We start from the raw sequence: 15,645 nt of genomic DNA on the forward strand, positions 1-15,645 counted from the left end.
AGACTACTCGGTACGCTCACTGTCGTCATGTCTATGCTCTTGCTCATTGCCATTTTCTCTGCCATTTTCATCCTGAGCATCCGCGCTACCTTTAGACGTTTCCACAGAATCTTCTTCGATCTCTTCCTCTGCATCAGCTTGTTCAGATTCATCAACTTGTTCAGATTCAGCAGCCACGTCGGATGCCGCATCGGTTTCTTGTGAGTCTTCAGTTTCGTGGCTCTCAAGCTCCGAAGCCTGCCCCTCCGGTTTCTGCACTTCGGGTTTCTGCCCCTCCGGTTCCTGCGGTTCCGGAGAGCCTAGCTCTTGTTCCTCGCCATCCACAGCCAATTCATCAACAACGGCAGGTTTCGCGTTGTACCTCCTCGCAAACACCAACTGCATGAGTGTGACTGCCAAAGCAATGCCACCAACCCAAATCAGTGCCAAACTGGCAGTCCACAGTACCGGTAAACCCGTATTGCTATAAGCACCAACCTGGCCTCCAGAAAGATAGGCAGCAACCGCTGTCAAGACCCACGCTGTAAAACCTGCGCTTAGCGTCATCACAGGGCTGGGGCGCATCCGCAGCATCACCACGATGATCACAGCGACAGGTATAAATAAGCCAATCCACGCCCAGCTTGCCGACGTAGGTGGCACCATTCCTATGACTGGCAGTGGCGGCAACGGCACCAGGTGCGTTTCAAACAAAGAAACGCTTCCTGCACCAAACTGATATTCCGATCCCAGCAAAACTCCACCGACACCAACAATGATATTGGGGATATACGCCAAGGAAAGCATGACCAGCGCCAGCCTCCCGCTACCACTAGCTTGTGGATACGCTGCCATAACTTCGGCCTGCCGCCCCCAGCCGACGACGAGGAAAATAACTGCAACGATTACCGCTGCGAGGCACAGCCACAACAACGTTTTTGCACCGATGACAACGCCTTCGAGGATTGATTGTGGAATGCCATAGCGTCGTGCCAGTGCCCGCCAAGCTTTCGGTCCGAGCCCGAAGACAAACGCAAGTAGATGCACTAGTGCTACTGAGAACATCACAGAACCAATTGGAGGAACGGTAACTGGATAGACAGTTTGGGCATCGGCGAGCATCAATAAGGCAACCACTGTGAACAACAGCGGCGTTACCAAGCTCCATACAAAGATCATCAGCAAATCAATAATGCTGAAACGCTTGCGGACGCTTACGCGAACCTGCCGAGCACTGAGGGCAAACGTAATAAGCGCCGGCAACAGCGGAACGGATGCTAGGACAACGCCGTCTCCGGCCACTGGCGCGGCGTGAAACACTAACCAAGCAGTTGCGGTAATTGTTGGCAATAGCGCGATTGACTGCGAGGTGCTCAGCAAAGCGCCAACTGCAATAGCAACAATCGACAAAATAACCACCAGGTGCGGGATAGCTAAAGTTAAGCCGACCTTGCGGATCCGCCGCCCCATCGTTAGTTGGGCTGCAGCAGGCGCTCTCTTAGCCTCCTGCCGCGCCTGACTCGATGTTGTATCGGCGCTTTTGGCGACGCTAACGCGCTGCCCCCGCGTCATACCTCGCGCAGAAGCAACTCTGCCACGTCGGGCATTAGCGGGCAGGGAAACGTTCGGCGCTGTGCGCGGGCGACGTTGCGGGCGGCGCGCAGCACGGGAATGCGGGCTCGAATTGCTATTCATCGCTTACTACTTTGCCATGAGCCGCAAACAACGCCATTGCGGCACGTCGCTACTGTCGGATCTAAAGGCACAACGGCAAGGCACAATGGCACGCCGATATTCGAATAAATACTGCAGTAAATTGCGGTTAGGAGAGTTTTCACAAGCAGCTCAATTGCCCACAACAACCACACTAACCTCAAATTTTGTGAGCTACCACACCCATGTAGGGGCTAGACTGGCCAAAGCCTAAAGTTTTTCTGGAATAGAGTTGATCGATTGCGCCCGAGACATTATTGTTACATTCGTTAGATAACAGACAGGTTACAATTCAACGTCTCGTTTGCTGGCCAGCATGTTGCCCTGGAAACGACGCACCGAATTACTTGAGAATTGCTGCAACAGGAACGGAAACCATTGATGCAAAGTTCTTCCACTCGATCCCGTGGGGGCCGCCACCGCAAGGTCAACGCGTCACAGACCGCTAAGGGACGCATCGCCCTGGTAACGGTGGCAGCAGGAACCGTGTCCTCCGCAGGCATCGGTGGCGCTACAGCCGCTCAACTCAATGCCGCTGAGGTGACGGAACAAGAATCAGCCGTCAACACCACGGATGTCGATTATACCCTGGCTAATGACGCCGACGCGCTGTTACCTTCCTCGGCTGTAGCTCCACAAATCCTGGAAATCAACGAATTCCGCCCCGTATCAAACCTGGCTGAACAGTTAGACAAGGCAGTTGCTCACTCCACGGAACGCATCGCCGCTGACCTGAGCTCTCGCCTGCCTAGCATCGTCAAGCCAGCAGAAGGCGTATTCACCTCAGGCTTCGGCCCTCGGTGGGGGTCATTCCATAACGGCATCGACATCGCAAACGTCAACGGCACACCCATCCTGGCAATCATGGACGGTATCGTTCTAGACTCCGGCCCTGCTTCCGGTTACGGCAACTGGATCCGGATCCAGCATGAAGACGGCACCATCTCACTGTACGGCCACATGGACACCCTGGACGTTACAGTCGGACAACAGGTGCACGCTGGTCAACGTATCGCGGGCATGGGAAACCAAGGCTTTTCCACCGGCACTCACCTACACTTCGAAGTACACCCAGGTGGTGGCGGACCAGTTGACCCAGCCGCTTGGCTGGCAGAACGTGGCATTTCCGTCTAAACCCAAATCATCCAGGAACCACTGCCGCTTTTATAACTTCATCTCCCGCTTACACCCAGCTTGCCTGTTTTTATTTCCGCAAGGGTGTAAGCGGTTTTTTGTTTTCGCCATCATACCCACACCCAAAACACCCCCGTACACTACCCCCGAAATCTAACCACCTAAGCAACAATTACACCACCATTCACATCAGCAACACGCCCTGTGAGCTGGCAGCTTAAATATTTTCGAACAAATCTACCCATTAACCTGCGCTTATGACATTGCCATCACAAATAAATAACGGTAGCTTTAACGATGTTCTGAAATCGTCGATTGCGGGCGCAAACATCACACGTTTCACCGCATCCGGCGTTTTTAGCCCTTGTAAGACTGCACGATTAGACAGGACCTTGTATGAAGCCTTCTCACCGCTTTCGACGGCTCACTGTAGGGATGAGTGCCGCCGGCCTCGCGGTCGCTGTGAGCACCACTGGATTCAACCCAGTCGCTCACGCAAAACCGGCCTTGACTGCGACTGTCAATCCTGAAAGTTCACAAGCCCCCGCCATCAACGGTTATGACTTAGACGCACTAGTACGCATTGCAGAAGGTTTGGCAGGGACGGTAGAACAGCTCAACAAGAACGGCGGCACTCCGTCTATTCAATCCAGCAGCGATGCTTTTGAAATCATCATCGACCCGCTAACATCCCCAGACGCGAATCCGGCTGAAGCTGCTGCGAAACTTACTCCTTCCGCCACCTACATGACGGCGGACAAAGGAAGCACTGCCGACGGTCGCACCGTGGTATTTCCGACCGAGGGCATATTCACCTCACCATACGGCATGCGCTGGGGACGGATGCACCAAGGCATCGATATCGGGAACGGAATTGGCACCCCCATTTACTCGATCATGGACGGCACTGTTATCAGCGCCGGCCCAGCGCAAGGCTATGGCAAGTGGGTGCGCGTACAACACGCTAACGGAGAAATTTCCGTCTACGGTCACGTTCATTCCTATAGCGTCAGCGTCGGAGACAAAGTCAAAGCCGGCGATCAAATCGCCACCATGGGTAACGAAGGTCATTCCACCGGCCCTCACTTACATTTCGAAATCCGCCCCGATGGCGCTACTCCGGTCGATCCAGTGCCATGGTTTGCCAACCAGGGCATCACGGTGCGTGGCGCTAAGTAACTCCCTTAAAGTTTCTCCATTGGCGGGGCACCCACCAACATCAAGCGAATAGTGCCCGAAGAACCAAAATCGATCGTTACGGTGGCTCGCGCTCCCTGGCCGTCCGCAGCAATCACGGTACCCAGTCCATATTTGGCGTGATTGACTTTGTCGCCGACGGCCAGGTCCAGTTTTGCGCCCCCGGGCTTCTTTTCAGGTATGGCAGATTGATTCCGTTGCGAAGGGGAAGACGCAGCGGATCCACGCATCCGGCGGGAACGACGGGCCCCATAGGAAATATCTGACCACGCATCATCGTTTCCACCGCTAAAGCCTGTAGTACCGTATCCACCACCCCACCCGGAGCCAAAGCCAGGACTAGGTTCCTCACGTTTCCACGTGATAACTTCCGACGGAATTTCTGCCAAAAAACGACTCGCGGGGTTTTCAACAGGTCGGCCCCAAGCAGACCGCATCATTGCGCGCGTTAAATACAATTTCTTACGGGCCCGTGTGATACCGACATATGCCAGGCGGCGTTCCTCAGACAATTCATGCGGATCCCCAAGCGCACGCAGATGTGGGAACTGCCCGTCCTCCCAGCCACTGACAAACACTACTGGAAATTCCAGCCCTTTAGCGGTGTGCAGTGTCATGAGCGTGACCACACCATGTTCGTGGTCTGGTATTTGATCAGCATCTGCCACCAGCGATACCTTCTCCAAAAAGGCTGAAAGGGAACCCGCTGGTGCTTCACCCTCGATAGCAACTACATCAATCTCGCTATCTTCTAGTCCCGCCGCGTTGACTGCATCAGAAGAAAACTCACGCGCTACCGAAACTAATTCGTTGAGGTTATCGAGCCGGGTGCCATCCTGTGGATCATTAGACGCTTCTAATTCGGCTTTGTAGCCGGTGATATCCAAGATCCGGCCGATCAACTCGCCCAATTGCGGCTGTCCAGTAACTTCGTTGCTCAGCGACGGAATTTCCTCACGCACAGTGGCCATCATTTCCACAAACCCTCGCAGTGAATTGCGTGCGCGCGCACTCAACCCTGAGATTTCGCCGGCAGCTGCCGCCTGCACGGCTTTACCGAAGCTAATATTGTAATTTTCCGCATGCAAAGCAACCTGGCCTTGGGCTTTTTCACCAATACCACGCTTGGGAGTATTGATAATGCGACGCAAGCTAACGGTATCGTCAGGGTTTTCAAGTACACGAAGGTAAGCCACAACATCGCGGATTTCTTTGCGCTCATAGAATTTGGTTCCCCCCACGACTTTGTATGGAATCCCCGAGCGAACAAAGATATCTTCTAACGCACGTGAAGCATTATTCGTCCGGTACATCACGGAAATATCGTTGTAGCTGTAGCCTTGATCGCTCAATTCATCGATCTCTGCAGCTATAAACCGTGCCTCGTCGTGCTCATTATCTGCGACGTAACCGATGATATTGTCGCCCGCACCTTGATCAGTCCACAGCTTTTTCTCGCGACGTCCCGCATTATTGGTTATCACCGCGTTGGCTGCAGTCAGGATATTTTGCGTAGAACGGTAGTTTTGTTCCAGCAAAATTGCTCTCGCCTGCGGGTAGTCGCGTTCAAATTCTTCGATGTTTCGGATGGTGGCACCACGGAAAGCATAAATGGATTGATCCGAGTCGCCGACTACGCACAACTCGGGTGCGCTGATTTGTTCTGGCCCCGGCCGGGCACCGTTTCCCTTGCCGACGAGAGCTGCCACCAGCGCATACTGTGCGTGGTTGGTGTCCTGGTATTCGTCAATAAGCACGTGCCGGAAACGCCTGCGATAGTATTCAGCTACTTGCTCGTGTTGCTGGAAAATCCTTACGACTTCTGCGATCAAATCATCAAAATCTACCGCGTTAGCTGCGCGAAGGCGTCGTTGATACTCGGCATAAACTTCTGCGACGGTCGTGTCAAAAGGGTTTTTCGTTGTTGCTGCCGCCGCGGCGGCCTCAGCAGGGTCTTGCAACTCGTTTTTGAGGTTCGAGATGGCATTTGCCAAAACCCGCCCAGTGAATTTTTTCAGATCCAGGTTCATTTCCTTGGCGATCATAGAGAGCAACCGGCGAGCATCATCACCGTCATAGATACTGAAATTCGTGTTCAAGCCGTCGACAAGCTGGGCATGTTGGCGCAAAATCCGCACGCATGTTGAGTGAAAAGTTGCGACCCACATACGGTCAGCAACCGGACCGACGAGGTTGCCAACACGCTCACGCATCTCCCGGGCGGCTTTGTTCGTGAACGTAATAGCCAAAATCTGGTGCGGCCCCACGCCACGCTGCTGCATAAGGTAAGCAATACGCCGGGTCAATACCGCGGTTTTCCCGGAACCAGCACCAGCAACAATCAACAGAGGACTCCCAGAATGCTCAACTGCTTCGCGTTGTTGCGCATTAAGCCCGGAGACCAATTGCTCACCCGACTGCTGGATCGGCTGTAGCGGTGAGCCAGAAAACCATGGCTCGGGGTTGTGTGCAGGTGAGTTCTGGGACTCTCTGTCATGTGGGCGAGGGTGAAACGGCGATGAATTCATAATGCTTCCAAACTACTATTTCGCAAAGTTTTTCACCGTCTAGTGCGAAGTTGTAACTACGACCACAGTAGAATGAAACACATGGATATGGATGCTGTGGCTGCAAACTTCCCCGTGCGCACACCTACCGGGACGGACGATCCACTCTCCGACAAGGAAATTGCGGCTTACCGGGAAGAAATCGACAAGATGAATGACATTATCTTGTCCGCGATAAAACGGCGCACGGAAGTTTCGCAAGCGATTGGCAAAACCCGCATGAGTTCCGGGGGTACCCGCCTGGTACATACACGCGAAGTGGCAATCATCAATTATTTTCGCGACGAATTGGGCAATGAAGGCGCCGATATCGCCAATGCTCTGCTGCGCTTGGGGCGTGGCCACCTGGGCTAGCCCACCCGACAATTGCCTAAGGTCCGCCACCGAAAACAGACCAAGCGGTGCATCACACGTATTTCACAGACATTAGTATGCCGTGGAAACCGCAACTTAAACTATTTTTATTCACCTATGGAGCATTCATTTCCTGACACAAATCCAATACCATCACCCCACCTAAAACCCCAATTCCGTCAGGCTTGCGACAGGCCACGCCAAAAACATAGACAGCTTAGTCTAAAGATTGCAGACCAAGAGTGCTACTCTGACGTTAGTTCACAGGTGATCAACAGAAATGCTTATCGCCACTCAACAAGGAGGTTTCTCATGTCTGATCTCACCCCAAACCACAAGGCCGGCGAGCCACTGGCGCCTATCGATGGAGAATCCCTCCAGGCGATGGCCAATAAAAACACCGAAAACCCAGAAGGTGGCAAAAAGGTCATCCGCACCCACACTGAAGCAGATGGTCAGTTCCGCAATTACACCCAGGTACGCGATCTGAAACCAACCTTGGTTTCCGAGCCACCCAAACTGCTCGGCGATGATTCCGCACCAAACCCAACCGAAATTGCGCAGGCAGGTCTAGCAGCTTGCATCTCCGTAGGTATCCAGGCGGTTGCAACCCACCGTGGGATCACATTGACCAAGATCAACATCGACATCGAGTCTGACATCGACATCTCCCCAACTTGGGGCGTTTCTCCTCGCGAAGACGCCCGCCCGGGTGTCTCTGACGTACGCGTGAAGGTAGACGTCGACGGTGATGCCGACCGTGAAACCATCGAAAAAGTGGTTGCCGATGCTATTCAGTGGTCACCAGTGGTGAACACCTACACCCGGCCAGCCAAGCTAACTCACGAGCTCGTATAGGCCGCACACCAGCCCGCTCCCACCAATGCGATTGGAGCTTAGGATCACTAAGCTCCAATCGCGCAATGAAGGCGACTTTCATGACTACTGCAAACAGCATTGAACTAGCTCCTTTAGAGCTTGACGAAAAGATCCGCGCAACGCTGCAGGAAAACGCACCCGCCGTCGATAAGGGTGAAAAGCCAGCGCGCTACGGCCTAGAGCTATTGGCTCAACATGGCCTGCTCAACATCGACAAACTGGTGTCCGCCGTCCGTCTGGTCCGTGGATTAGCACGTGAGGATCTTTCTGTCGCATTTAGCACCTGGGCAGACCTTATGGTCTTGACCTACCTGAAAGCCGCTGACAGCCAGCACCCACAGCTAATCGAAGCCATCCAAAACGGCACCCGACCAGGCGTCACGGGCATGGCTTCCGTATTTAAGTTCGCTGCTGGTGCAGGGGATCTCGATTTGCAAGCCAAGGCTGTCGACGGCGGGTATCGCGTATCCGGCAAATTGAAGTGGGCTTCAAACTTGGCTGAGGATTCTGTCATAGTATCTGGCGCCCACTCTGATCGGGGCGGGCAACTTTTATTCGTTGTTGACGGCAATGCCTCCGGCCTCACGCTTGGCACCCCATTCGGGTTGCTAGGTTTGAATGCCACCGCGTCTGCATGGGTGGAATTTAATGAAGTCTTCGTCCCAGAAGAAAATATTTTAACCACCAACTTCAAAGAATATCTGCCGAAGGTTCGCCCAACATTTCTGCTGCTACAAACTTCGGAATGCTTAGGCGTGGCAGAATCTGCAATCGCTGCAGCTAGCGGCAAGACTGTCGGAATCAATGAGGTATTCGCCGATGACGTCGCGAAGACCTACGAGAAAATCACCGAATTAATTAACACCCAAGAGTCCTTGGCGGAAAAATCTGCTAACGGACAACAAGTGGCATTCTCCGACCTATTGCGCCTACGGTTGGGGGCAGCAGAGGCTGCTGTAGAGGCCGCCAATCTAGAGATTCGGGTAGCTGGTGGCGCAGGCTATGCACAATCATCGCCAGCCTCACGCCGTTACCGTGAGGCCACGTTCATTCCTGTGCAGTCGCCTTCCGAAGGCCAGCTGAAATGGCAATTGGCACGCGAGGAAAACTAAGCAGTGACAGATTCAAACAATTCGACCGCTGGTTTCAGTCTGAAAGACAAGTTGCGTGGCGCATCGGGCGCCTTCCCGAAAGGCACCACAGTGGTAACGACGTTGCATGAGGGAGCAGATGCGGGAATGACGGTATCTGCTTTTTCTTCGCTATCCCTAGACCCGCCGCTGGTCATGCTATCAGTGGGCAACCATTCTTCCTCTCTGCCAAAACTCAAAGTAGGCAACCCAGTTGCAATTTCCGTTCTGGCACAAGGTCAAGCACCGCTGGCTCAACAATTTGCGAGAAAAGGAGTCGACCGCTTCGCTGGGGTGAAAACCCACCGGACTACACTCGATGTTCCAGTAATTTCTGGCGCTGCATCCTGGTTTTCGGGCACGATTCAGTCCAAGACCCCCGCTGGGGACCACACCATCGTGATCGTAACCGTAGAAGAATGCGATTCCGACGCATCGGTAGCCCCGCTGCTCTACCAAGGCGGAGAGTTCCACTGCTGGCCAGAGATCGGCTGGCGCCCGTCTTCAATTTAACAAGCCTGAGAAACCTACCAACCCAAGATTCTCAGGTCCACAAAACCCGCAAACACCTTAAGGTGTTTGCGGGTTTTCGTATTTCCAGACGACGGTCTTCCTAGCACGCAGGCCTCAACGCAGGCTAGCAGTTGCATAAACCAGGTTACTCCGAATGTTTTGCGCTCTTTTTGGGCGTGTCGAAACATCCTTAACAATCGCAACACTTGTAACTTCAGTAGCATGAACTAAATTGCATTAATCTTACCGCGCCCGGAAATGCATTAACCCTCATTTATAGATACAAGGAGTCCATCATGAGGATGCGTAGACGCCTATCTCCTTCTCGCCCCCGCTGGCTCACACCAACGATCGCGCTAACCAGCACTTCCGCCCTCGTAGCGGCTGCTGCATTCGGCGGCAACCACGTGCTAAATACACAAAGCGCCGGTGAACAGCCGATCGAAGCCACCCTGAAAACCACAAGTTTTTCCAATGGCACCACGACCGTCGTGGACGATCCCGCGATTGCTACTCAAGGAGCTCACGACCACGGCCACGGTCATGATCACCAGCACGGCAGCCCCGCAGAAGGCGAATCACGCGCCGTGCAAGAATTTACGCAAGAAGAAGAATTTGATTCCTTTGCGCTGACTTGGAAAGGCAACCGTGACGTTCTCGCATTCTTCCGCGCACAAGCAGCCGATGGCTCTTGGGGCCCATGGCTAGAAACCCACCCGCTTCCCAACCCCGATGAGGCCACGCAACAAGGCACCGAGTTGATCTATGTTGCTCCAACCAACAAGGTGCAGGTTTCTCTGGCTGGAGTGGACCTTTATGGTGCCGAAGCCCACGATAACCACAGCGCCCATGATGGTCATGCTGACCATGATGATCATGCTGACTCCGACGATCATGCCCCAGAGCTAGCACCACAGATCAGGACCCCCAAAGCTGGCTTAGAAACCTCCGAAGGCATAATCCAACCAGTAACTGATTCTGTGGACCTCACGCACACTGATAACGCTGTCGGTGTCGCACCATTACCAAAAGCTGAAGAGCTCAACGCCGTTTTCGTCAATGGCCAAGAAGGTGCAACCCCGGCCGGTATTCAGCCGACCGCAAACCTTGCCGTTGGCCTGCCCAGTGTGGTCACCCGTCAGGCATGGGGCGCCAACGAATCTTTCCGCGGCAACTGTGGGCCAACCGGTATGGATTACAAAGCCATGACACTGCACCACACCGCAGGGATTAACAATTACACCAGAGAATCCGCTGCGGCACAGGTCCGTGGCGCATACCAGTACCACACACAATCTTTGGGCTGGTGCGATATCGGCTACCACGCACTCGTCGACAAGTTCGGCACCATCTATGAAGGCCGCCGCGATGGCTTGAACGCTGGAGTACTCGGCGCCCATGCAGGTGGGTACAACACCGGAACCTTTGGGATCGCATTGATTGGCAACCACCAAATCGCGCCAGTTCCGCAGCCGACAATCGACTCCGTCGGCCAAATCGCTGGCTGGCGCGCAGCACAATCTGGCTTCGACCCGTCCGGTACCGTATCGCTGACCTCCGAAGGTAGCCAATACGCTCGCTACCCTGCTGGCGACACTCGGACGTTCAACCGTTTCCATGGCCACCGCGATGTCGTCAACACCGAGTGCCCCGGCGATGAAGCTGTCAAACAGTGGGCGTCGATCCGCGCCGCAACCAACCAGGCCTATAGCCGAGTTTCCAGCATGATCGCGGGAAATCCAGGGGGCACACCGAGCCAGCCGGGCAACCAACCGCAAGGCAACCAACCGCAAAGCACACCTCCGCAACGTCCGTCGTCGCCAAATGGCAATGGTGGCCAGGATCTCGCTAAGCTCGCTGCCACTGCAATTGGTGTGATCGCCCCAATAGTTATGACTTTGCTGAAAAACTCTCAAACCAGCAGCCTGCCCGGTGATGCAAATAACCTGGCACAACTCCAAGTACTGCCTGGGCTCAATCTCGGTGATATTCCCGGTCTGGTCGGGCGCGTAGTGAAGTTGAGCGGCGATTCCAACATTGAGCAGACATGGGCACGCATTAACGCCCTATTGGGACCCGTCTTGGGTACACCGATCACTGGCATTGGCACTGCTGGTGCAAACACCGGCTTAGGCGCAGACGTTGACTTCGCTGTCTTCGACAACGGCGTGATCGTCGATTCCGAAGAAACCGGAACCCAAGCACTTTGGGGAGAAATCGCACGCGCCTGGGCAAACGGGGCGGTCAACACGCTGGGCTTGCCGACGAGCACTCCAGAAAACTATGACGGCACCACCCCAATCCGTGTGAAATTCCAGCACGGATCCATCACCTATGACCCAAATACTGGCCAGATTGATATCGCAGAAGAACCTGCTGATTCGCACAACCACTAGTCCGCACCAGTTCATGATGACTCGCCCCAACTCGCGCAGTTAATTCACGAACTAACTGCAACCAGGAAGGAGCAGTTTTGCATATGTGTACACATTCCCCAGAAACTGCGCACGCAAGTCAATCTTGTCCGCAACGCCAGGGCCAACACGGACCAGGCCACTGTCATCATGGCGCGGCAACGGGTGTACGCCTCGTAGCCGTCATTGTCTTGACCACCGTAATTCTGGTTGCGGAGATCGTCGGCGCGTTCTGGTCGGGATCGCTAGCTTTGCTTGCCGACGCTGGACACATGGCCACTGATTCCGTCGGCTTGGTCATGGCAGGTCTCGCAATGTGGTGGGGTCAGCGCAAAGCTACCCAGCTGGCAACCTATGGGTTTGCGCGTGCCGAGGTTATAGCCTCTGCACTCAACGCTTTACTAGTGATGGCTATTGCAGTGTGGATCATGATCGCCGCGCTCCGAAGGATTCACTATCCCGCTGAACTTTCTGCCGAAGTCATGATGGTCGTCGCTACAATCGGCCTGCTAGCCAACCTGCTAGCAATGCTATTGCTGCACAAACCATCGCAGAATTCGCTGAATATCAAAGGCGCTTACCTGCACATCATCTCAGATATGCTCAGTTCCGTCGGAGTCATTTTTGCGTCCGGGGTGGTCTGGGCAACTGGTTGGAACGGTGCGGATGTTGCGGTGTCCGTGCTCATCCTGGCACTCTTGTTGCCCCGTTGCTGGCACCTGTTAAAGCAATCTTTCTCGGTACTGATGCAGCATGCCCCGGCCGGATTAGACTATGTGGCAATCCAGCGCGAAATACTTCGCATTCCTGGCGTGCAGCAGGTTTATGACCTACATCTGTGGTCTTTGACTGGATCGGATGCGGTGGCCACGGTGCACGTCGTCGCCACCCGGCAGCACGAGATAGTTCTGCGCCACGTCGAAAACGTTTTGCGCACCAAGTACGGAATTGCACGCACCACCGTGCAAGTCGAGACTACTTCCCCCACCACGGAACACTGCTCAGCCGCCCAGCCGACCAAAGCGACCAGCACCGCCGACCGTGCCGCGGCGCACCATCCGCACACCACCGAGCATCAGGGTTGGCAGCTATGGGATAAAACCGCTGTCTCATGTACCCGAAATTGGCGGGCACCTGTCGTGCGTACGAGCACAAGTCGGTATCATTTAACTTCGTGAGTTCTTTTGCATCGATAACCACCACCCCGGAATGGCAGCGTCTCAAAGCTCTGGCCGACGAGCAGGATTTCCATCTTCGCTCGTTGTTCCAGTCGGATCCAGATCGTGCCCGGCGGTGGTCTTTTTCTGCCGGCGAGTTGCATCTCGACCTGTCAAAAAACTGGATCGATGACAACATTCATGACCACTTGTTGGCTCTCGCCGAGCGCGCCGGTCTGCGCGAAGCCCGGGAGAGGTTTTTCTCCGGCGCACACATCAACAACACCGAAGATCGCGCTGTCTTACACACCGCGCTCCGGGCACCTGGGTCTTTTCTCTCACAGGGCACACAAGATTTACTCGTAGACGGCCAGAACATCACCCAGGATGTCCACGCCGAACTGGAAAAAATGGAGCGCTTTGCCACTTCCCTGCGGGACGGCACCCGTACCGGGTTTACGGGCAAACAAATCCGGACCATTGTGAACATCGGCATCGGTGGTTCAGATCTCGGCCCAGCCTTTGCCGCACTAGCACTCCAGGAATACAACACCGCAGGAATTCACGCAGAATATGTTTCCAACGTGGATCCAGCGGACATGAACGACACCTTGGGCGTGGTAGATCCAGAAACCACCTTGTTTATCGTCAGTTCAAAATCGTTCGGTACCCAAGAAACACTGTCTAATGCCACGGCTGCTCGGCGTTGGCTCATCGACAAACTCGGCAGCGCGGATGCGGTGGCGCAGCATTTCGTGGCGGTATCTACCAATGCGGACAAGGTCCGCGAATTCGGTATCGACCCAGACAATATGTTTGTTTTCTGGGATTGGGTCGGTGGCCGTTATTCAGTAACTTCCGCGATCGGGTTATCGCTGATGCTGTGCATTGGGCCGGAAGATTTCCGCCGGTTCCTGGATGGCTTTCATGCCATCGACGACTATTTCTATCGCACAGACTTGAGCGATAACGTCGTCGTGCTCATGGGGTTGTTGGGCGTGTGGTACACGAATTTCCACGGAGCAGCCAGCCACGCAATTTTGCCTTATTCGCAGCACCTGCGCCGCTTCCCCGCTTACTTACAGCAACTGACCATGGAATCTAACGGCAAATCCGTGCGCCGTAACGGCACAGGCGTGGACTATACCACCGGCGAAATCTACTGGGGCCAGGCGGGAACCAACGGCCAGCATGCGTTCTTCCAGTTGCTGCACCAGGGCAAGCATCTCATTCCAGCCGATTTCATTGGCTTCGCCCGCCCGCATAATGATTTAGCAGCTATCGACGGTGAAGGTTCTTTACACGATTTGTTGATGAGTAATTTCTTCGCGCAATCAAAAGTCATGGCTTTTGGTCGGACCGCGCAAGAAGTTGCTGCCGAAGGCGTCGCGGAAGAATTAGTCCCCCATCTGGTGATGCCTGGTAACCGTCCCACTACCACGATTCTGGCGCCAAAATTAACCCCGGAGGTACTGGGCAGCCTGATCGCGTTGTACGAGCACATCACCTTTGTGCAAGGCGTGATATGGGACGTGAACTCCTTCGACCAATGGGGAGTTGAGCTCGGAAAAACCCAGGCGGACGAGCTCTTGCCGGCAGTTTCCGGCACGGAAGAAATCGATTCCGGCGACAGTTCGACGGACCACTTGCTGCATTGGTATCGGAAGCAGCGTCAAAACAACAGCTAATCCAGCAACGGTTGGCACTGTGGGCACCACCAGATTATGCGCTCGAGTTCACCGGTGATTCCACCGTGTTGTTTCTGGTCCGGCCCACCGAGTGAATCTGACACGATGAGGCTGCGGCAGCGTCGGCATGGCCGATTATTGCGCCCGAACACATAGGTTGTCTCCCCGGCGCGTTTAATTCCGGTGGTCACCCGTACCGGTTCGTGCCTATTCGCCCACATGATCCGCCGCGCAATCTCCAAAATTTCGGCAACCCGCTCGTAGCCAAGCTTGCCGACGCGACTTGCTGGGTGAACACCAGCTAGAAAACAAATTTCTGCTCGATACTCATTGCCAATACCAACCAGGTTGGTTTGGTCCAGGAGCGCAGTGCCGATGGGGCGATGCGGTTGTTGCATAATTCGGCGTAGCGCCTCTGCGCTACCAGTCTCTCTGGCCTCCCGGCCTTCGTTATCCTGCGCCCCTACATCGCTGTCTACATCGCTGTCTTCCCAATCATCACTTAAAATATCTGGCCCTAAATCTGCGATGAATCGTTGATAATCAGCAACCGGCAGCACGCGCACTAAGCCAAGCTGATGCCCCACGATTTCGATGTCGCGCGGTTGATGCGCAAATCGCAGTACGACCCGCGCGGTGTAGCCAGGCTTGCGCCATTTGTCCCCAACCAGGTGCATCGCCCAGCTGCCTTCCATTTTCAGGTGCGTAGCCAGAATATGCTCCTCGAAAAGCATGAATAAGTATTTTCCATAAGGCCAGATTTTTGTGCAGCGTGCACCAGAGAAATCGTGGGTTGCATAGCGCGGGGTGCGCAGAGAAGTATGCGTGACTGTCTTGCCCACAAGAAATTGCAGGCGCTGGGAGAGCTGCAAGACGGAATCGCCTTCTGGCATATCGAGGCTACCTCCGTTTCAGAGAAT

The 15,645-nt window shown here is 54.5% G+C and carries 12 protein-coding genes; 9 read left to right on the forward strand and 3 right to left on the reverse strand.

Translation table 11 applies throughout. The features are described from left to right. Nucleotides 1–3: 3 nt before the first annotated feature. A complete protein-coding gene (locus tag HMPREF1292_RS10070; protein ID WP_023019781.1) occupies nt 4–1,674 on the reverse strand; it encodes a DUF6350 family protein in 1,671 nt (556 codons plus the stop codon). A 399-nt stretch (nt 1,675–2,073) separates the two neighbouring features. Here HMPREF1292_RS10070 and HMPREF1292_RS10075 point away from each other — a divergent pair, with 399 nt between their 5' ends. Together HMPREF1292_RS10075 and HMPREF1292_RS10080 are read left to right on the forward strand one after the other, a co-directional pair. Beyond that, nucleotides 2,074–2,826: a M23 family metallopeptidase gene (locus HMPREF1292_RS10075; RefSeq protein WP_023019782.1), complete on the forward strand. Its 753-nt coding sequence runs from the start codon at nt 2,074–2,076 to the stop codon at nt 2,824–2,826. Nucleotides 2,827–3,222: 396 nt separating this feature from the next. Next, nucleotides 3,223–4,005: a M23 family metallopeptidase gene (locus tag HMPREF1292_RS10080; RefSeq protein WP_023019783.1), complete on the forward strand. Its 783-nt coding sequence runs from the start codon at nt 3,223–3,225 to the stop codon at nt 4,003–4,005. A gap of 5 nt (nt 4,006–4,010) precedes the next feature. On the opposite strand, the gene HMPREF1292_RS10085 is transcribed toward HMPREF1292_RS10080, so the two are convergent. Continuing rightward, nucleotides 4,011–6,554, reverse strand: a complete 2,544-nt coding sequence (locus tag HMPREF1292_RS10085; RefSeq protein ID WP_369707197.1) for a UvrD-helicase domain-containing protein — start codon at nt 6,552–6,554, stop codon at nt 4,011–4,013. Nucleotides 6,555–6,632: 78 nt separating this feature from the next. Here HMPREF1292_RS10085 and HMPREF1292_RS10090 point away from each other — a divergent pair, with 78 nt between their 5' ends. From HMPREF1292_RS10090 to pgi, 7 genes are all read left to right on the forward strand, one after another. After that, nucleotides 6,633–6,944, forward strand: a complete 312-nt coding sequence (locus HMPREF1292_RS10090; protein ID WP_021352160.1) for a chorismate mutase — start codon at nt 6,633–6,635, stop codon at nt 6,942–6,944. A 312-nt stretch (nt 6,945–7,256) separates the two neighbouring features. Further along, nucleotides 7,257–7,802: an OsmC family protein gene (locus tag HMPREF1292_RS10095; protein ID WP_023019784.1), complete on the forward strand. Its 546-nt coding sequence runs from the start codon at nt 7,257–7,259 to the stop codon at nt 7,800–7,802. An 80-nt stretch (nt 7,803–7,882) separates the two neighbouring features. Further along, nucleotides 7,883–8,935, forward strand: coding sequence for an acyl-CoA dehydrogenase family protein (locus HMPREF1292_RS10100; protein WP_021352163.1), 1,053 nt, complete (start codon nt 7,883–7,885; stop codon nt 8,933–8,935). 3 nt (nt 8,936–8,938) lie between these two features. After that, nucleotides 8,939–9,466, forward strand: a complete 528-nt coding sequence (locus HMPREF1292_RS10105; RefSeq protein ID WP_021352164.1) for a flavin reductase family protein — start codon at nt 8,939–8,941, stop codon at nt 9,464–9,466. Nucleotides 9,467–9,762: 296 nt separating this feature from the next. Further along, nucleotides 9,763–11,862 (forward strand): N-acetylmuramoyl-L-alanine amidase, encoded by a 2,100-nt coding sequence (locus HMPREF1292_RS10110; protein WP_023019785.1) that lies wholly within the window; start codon nt 9,763–9,765, stop codon nt 11,860–11,862. A gap of 83 nt (nt 11,863–11,945) precedes the next feature. Continuing rightward, entirely contained in the window at nt 11,946–13,058 is a 1,113-nt protein-coding gene (locus tag HMPREF1292_RS10115) for a cation diffusion facilitator family transporter (protein WP_021352167.1), read from the forward strand. Beyond that, the gene (gene pgi, locus HMPREF1292_RS10120; RefSeq protein WP_021352168.1) at nt 13,055–14,725 is read left to right on the forward strand and encodes a glucose-6-phosphate isomerase; all 1,671 of its coding nucleotides are present in this window, start codon (nt 13,055–13,057) and stop codon (nt 14,723–14,725) included. The genes HMPREF1292_RS10115 and pgi overlap by 4 nt, the downstream gene beginning before the upstream one ends. On the opposite strand, the gene HMPREF1292_RS10125 is transcribed toward pgi, so the two are convergent. After that, the gene (locus tag HMPREF1292_RS10125) at nt 14,722–15,618 is read right to left on the reverse strand and encodes a DNA-formamidopyrimidine glycosylase family protein (protein WP_021352169.1); all 897 of its coding nucleotides are present in this window, start codon (nt 15,616–15,618) and stop codon (nt 14,722–14,724) included. The genes pgi and HMPREF1292_RS10125 overlap by 4 nt on opposite strands. Nucleotides 15,619–15,645 lie beyond the last annotated feature (27 nt).

The sequence above is a fragment of the Corynebacterium sp. KPL1995 genome (assembly GCF_000477935.1).
Taxonomy (GTDB): Bacteria; Actinomycetota; Actinomycetes; order Mycobacteriales; family Mycobacteriaceae; genus Corynebacterium; species Corynebacterium pseudodiphtheriticum.

What these genes read in the sequence shown, in the direction of transcription:
- HMPREF1292_RS10070 (WP_023019781.1), bottom strand. Translation starts at nt 1,674, where the DNA reads ATGAATAGCAATTCGAGCCCGCATTCCCGTGCTGCGCGCCGCCCGCAA.
- HMPREF1292_RS10075 (WP_023019782.1), top strand. Translation starts at nt 2,074, where the DNA reads ATGCAAAGTTCTTCCACTCGATCCCGTGGGGGCCGCCACCGCAAGGTC.
- HMPREF1292_RS10110 (WP_023019785.1), top strand. Translation starts at nt 9,763, where the DNA reads ATGAGGATGCGTAGACGCCTATCTCCTTCTCGCCCCCGCTGGCTCACA.
- HMPREF1292_RS10095 (WP_023019784.1), top strand. Translation starts at nt 7,257, where the DNA reads ATGTCTGATCTCACCCCAAACCACAAGGCCGGCGAGCCACTGGCGCCT.
- HMPREF1292_RS10125 (WP_021352169.1), bottom strand. Translation starts at nt 15,618, where the DNA reads ATGCCAGAAGGCGATTCCGTCTTGCAGCTCTCCCAGCGCCTGCAATTT.
- HMPREF1292_RS10090 (WP_021352160.1), top strand. Translation starts at nt 6,633, where the DNA reads ATGGATATGGATGCTGTGGCTGCAAACTTCCCCGTGCGCACACCTACC.
- HMPREF1292_RS10080 (WP_023019783.1), top strand. Translation starts at nt 3,223, where the DNA reads ATGAAGCCTTCTCACCGCTTTCGACGGCTCACTGTAGGGATGAGTGCC.
- HMPREF1292_RS10100 (WP_021352163.1), top strand. Translation starts at nt 7,883, where the DNA reads ATGACTACTGCAAACAGCATTGAACTAGCTCCTTTAGAGCTTGACGAA.
- HMPREF1292_RS10115 (WP_021352167.1), top strand. Translation starts at nt 11,946, where the DNA reads ATGTGTACACATTCCCCAGAAACTGCGCACGCAAGTCAATCTTGTCCG.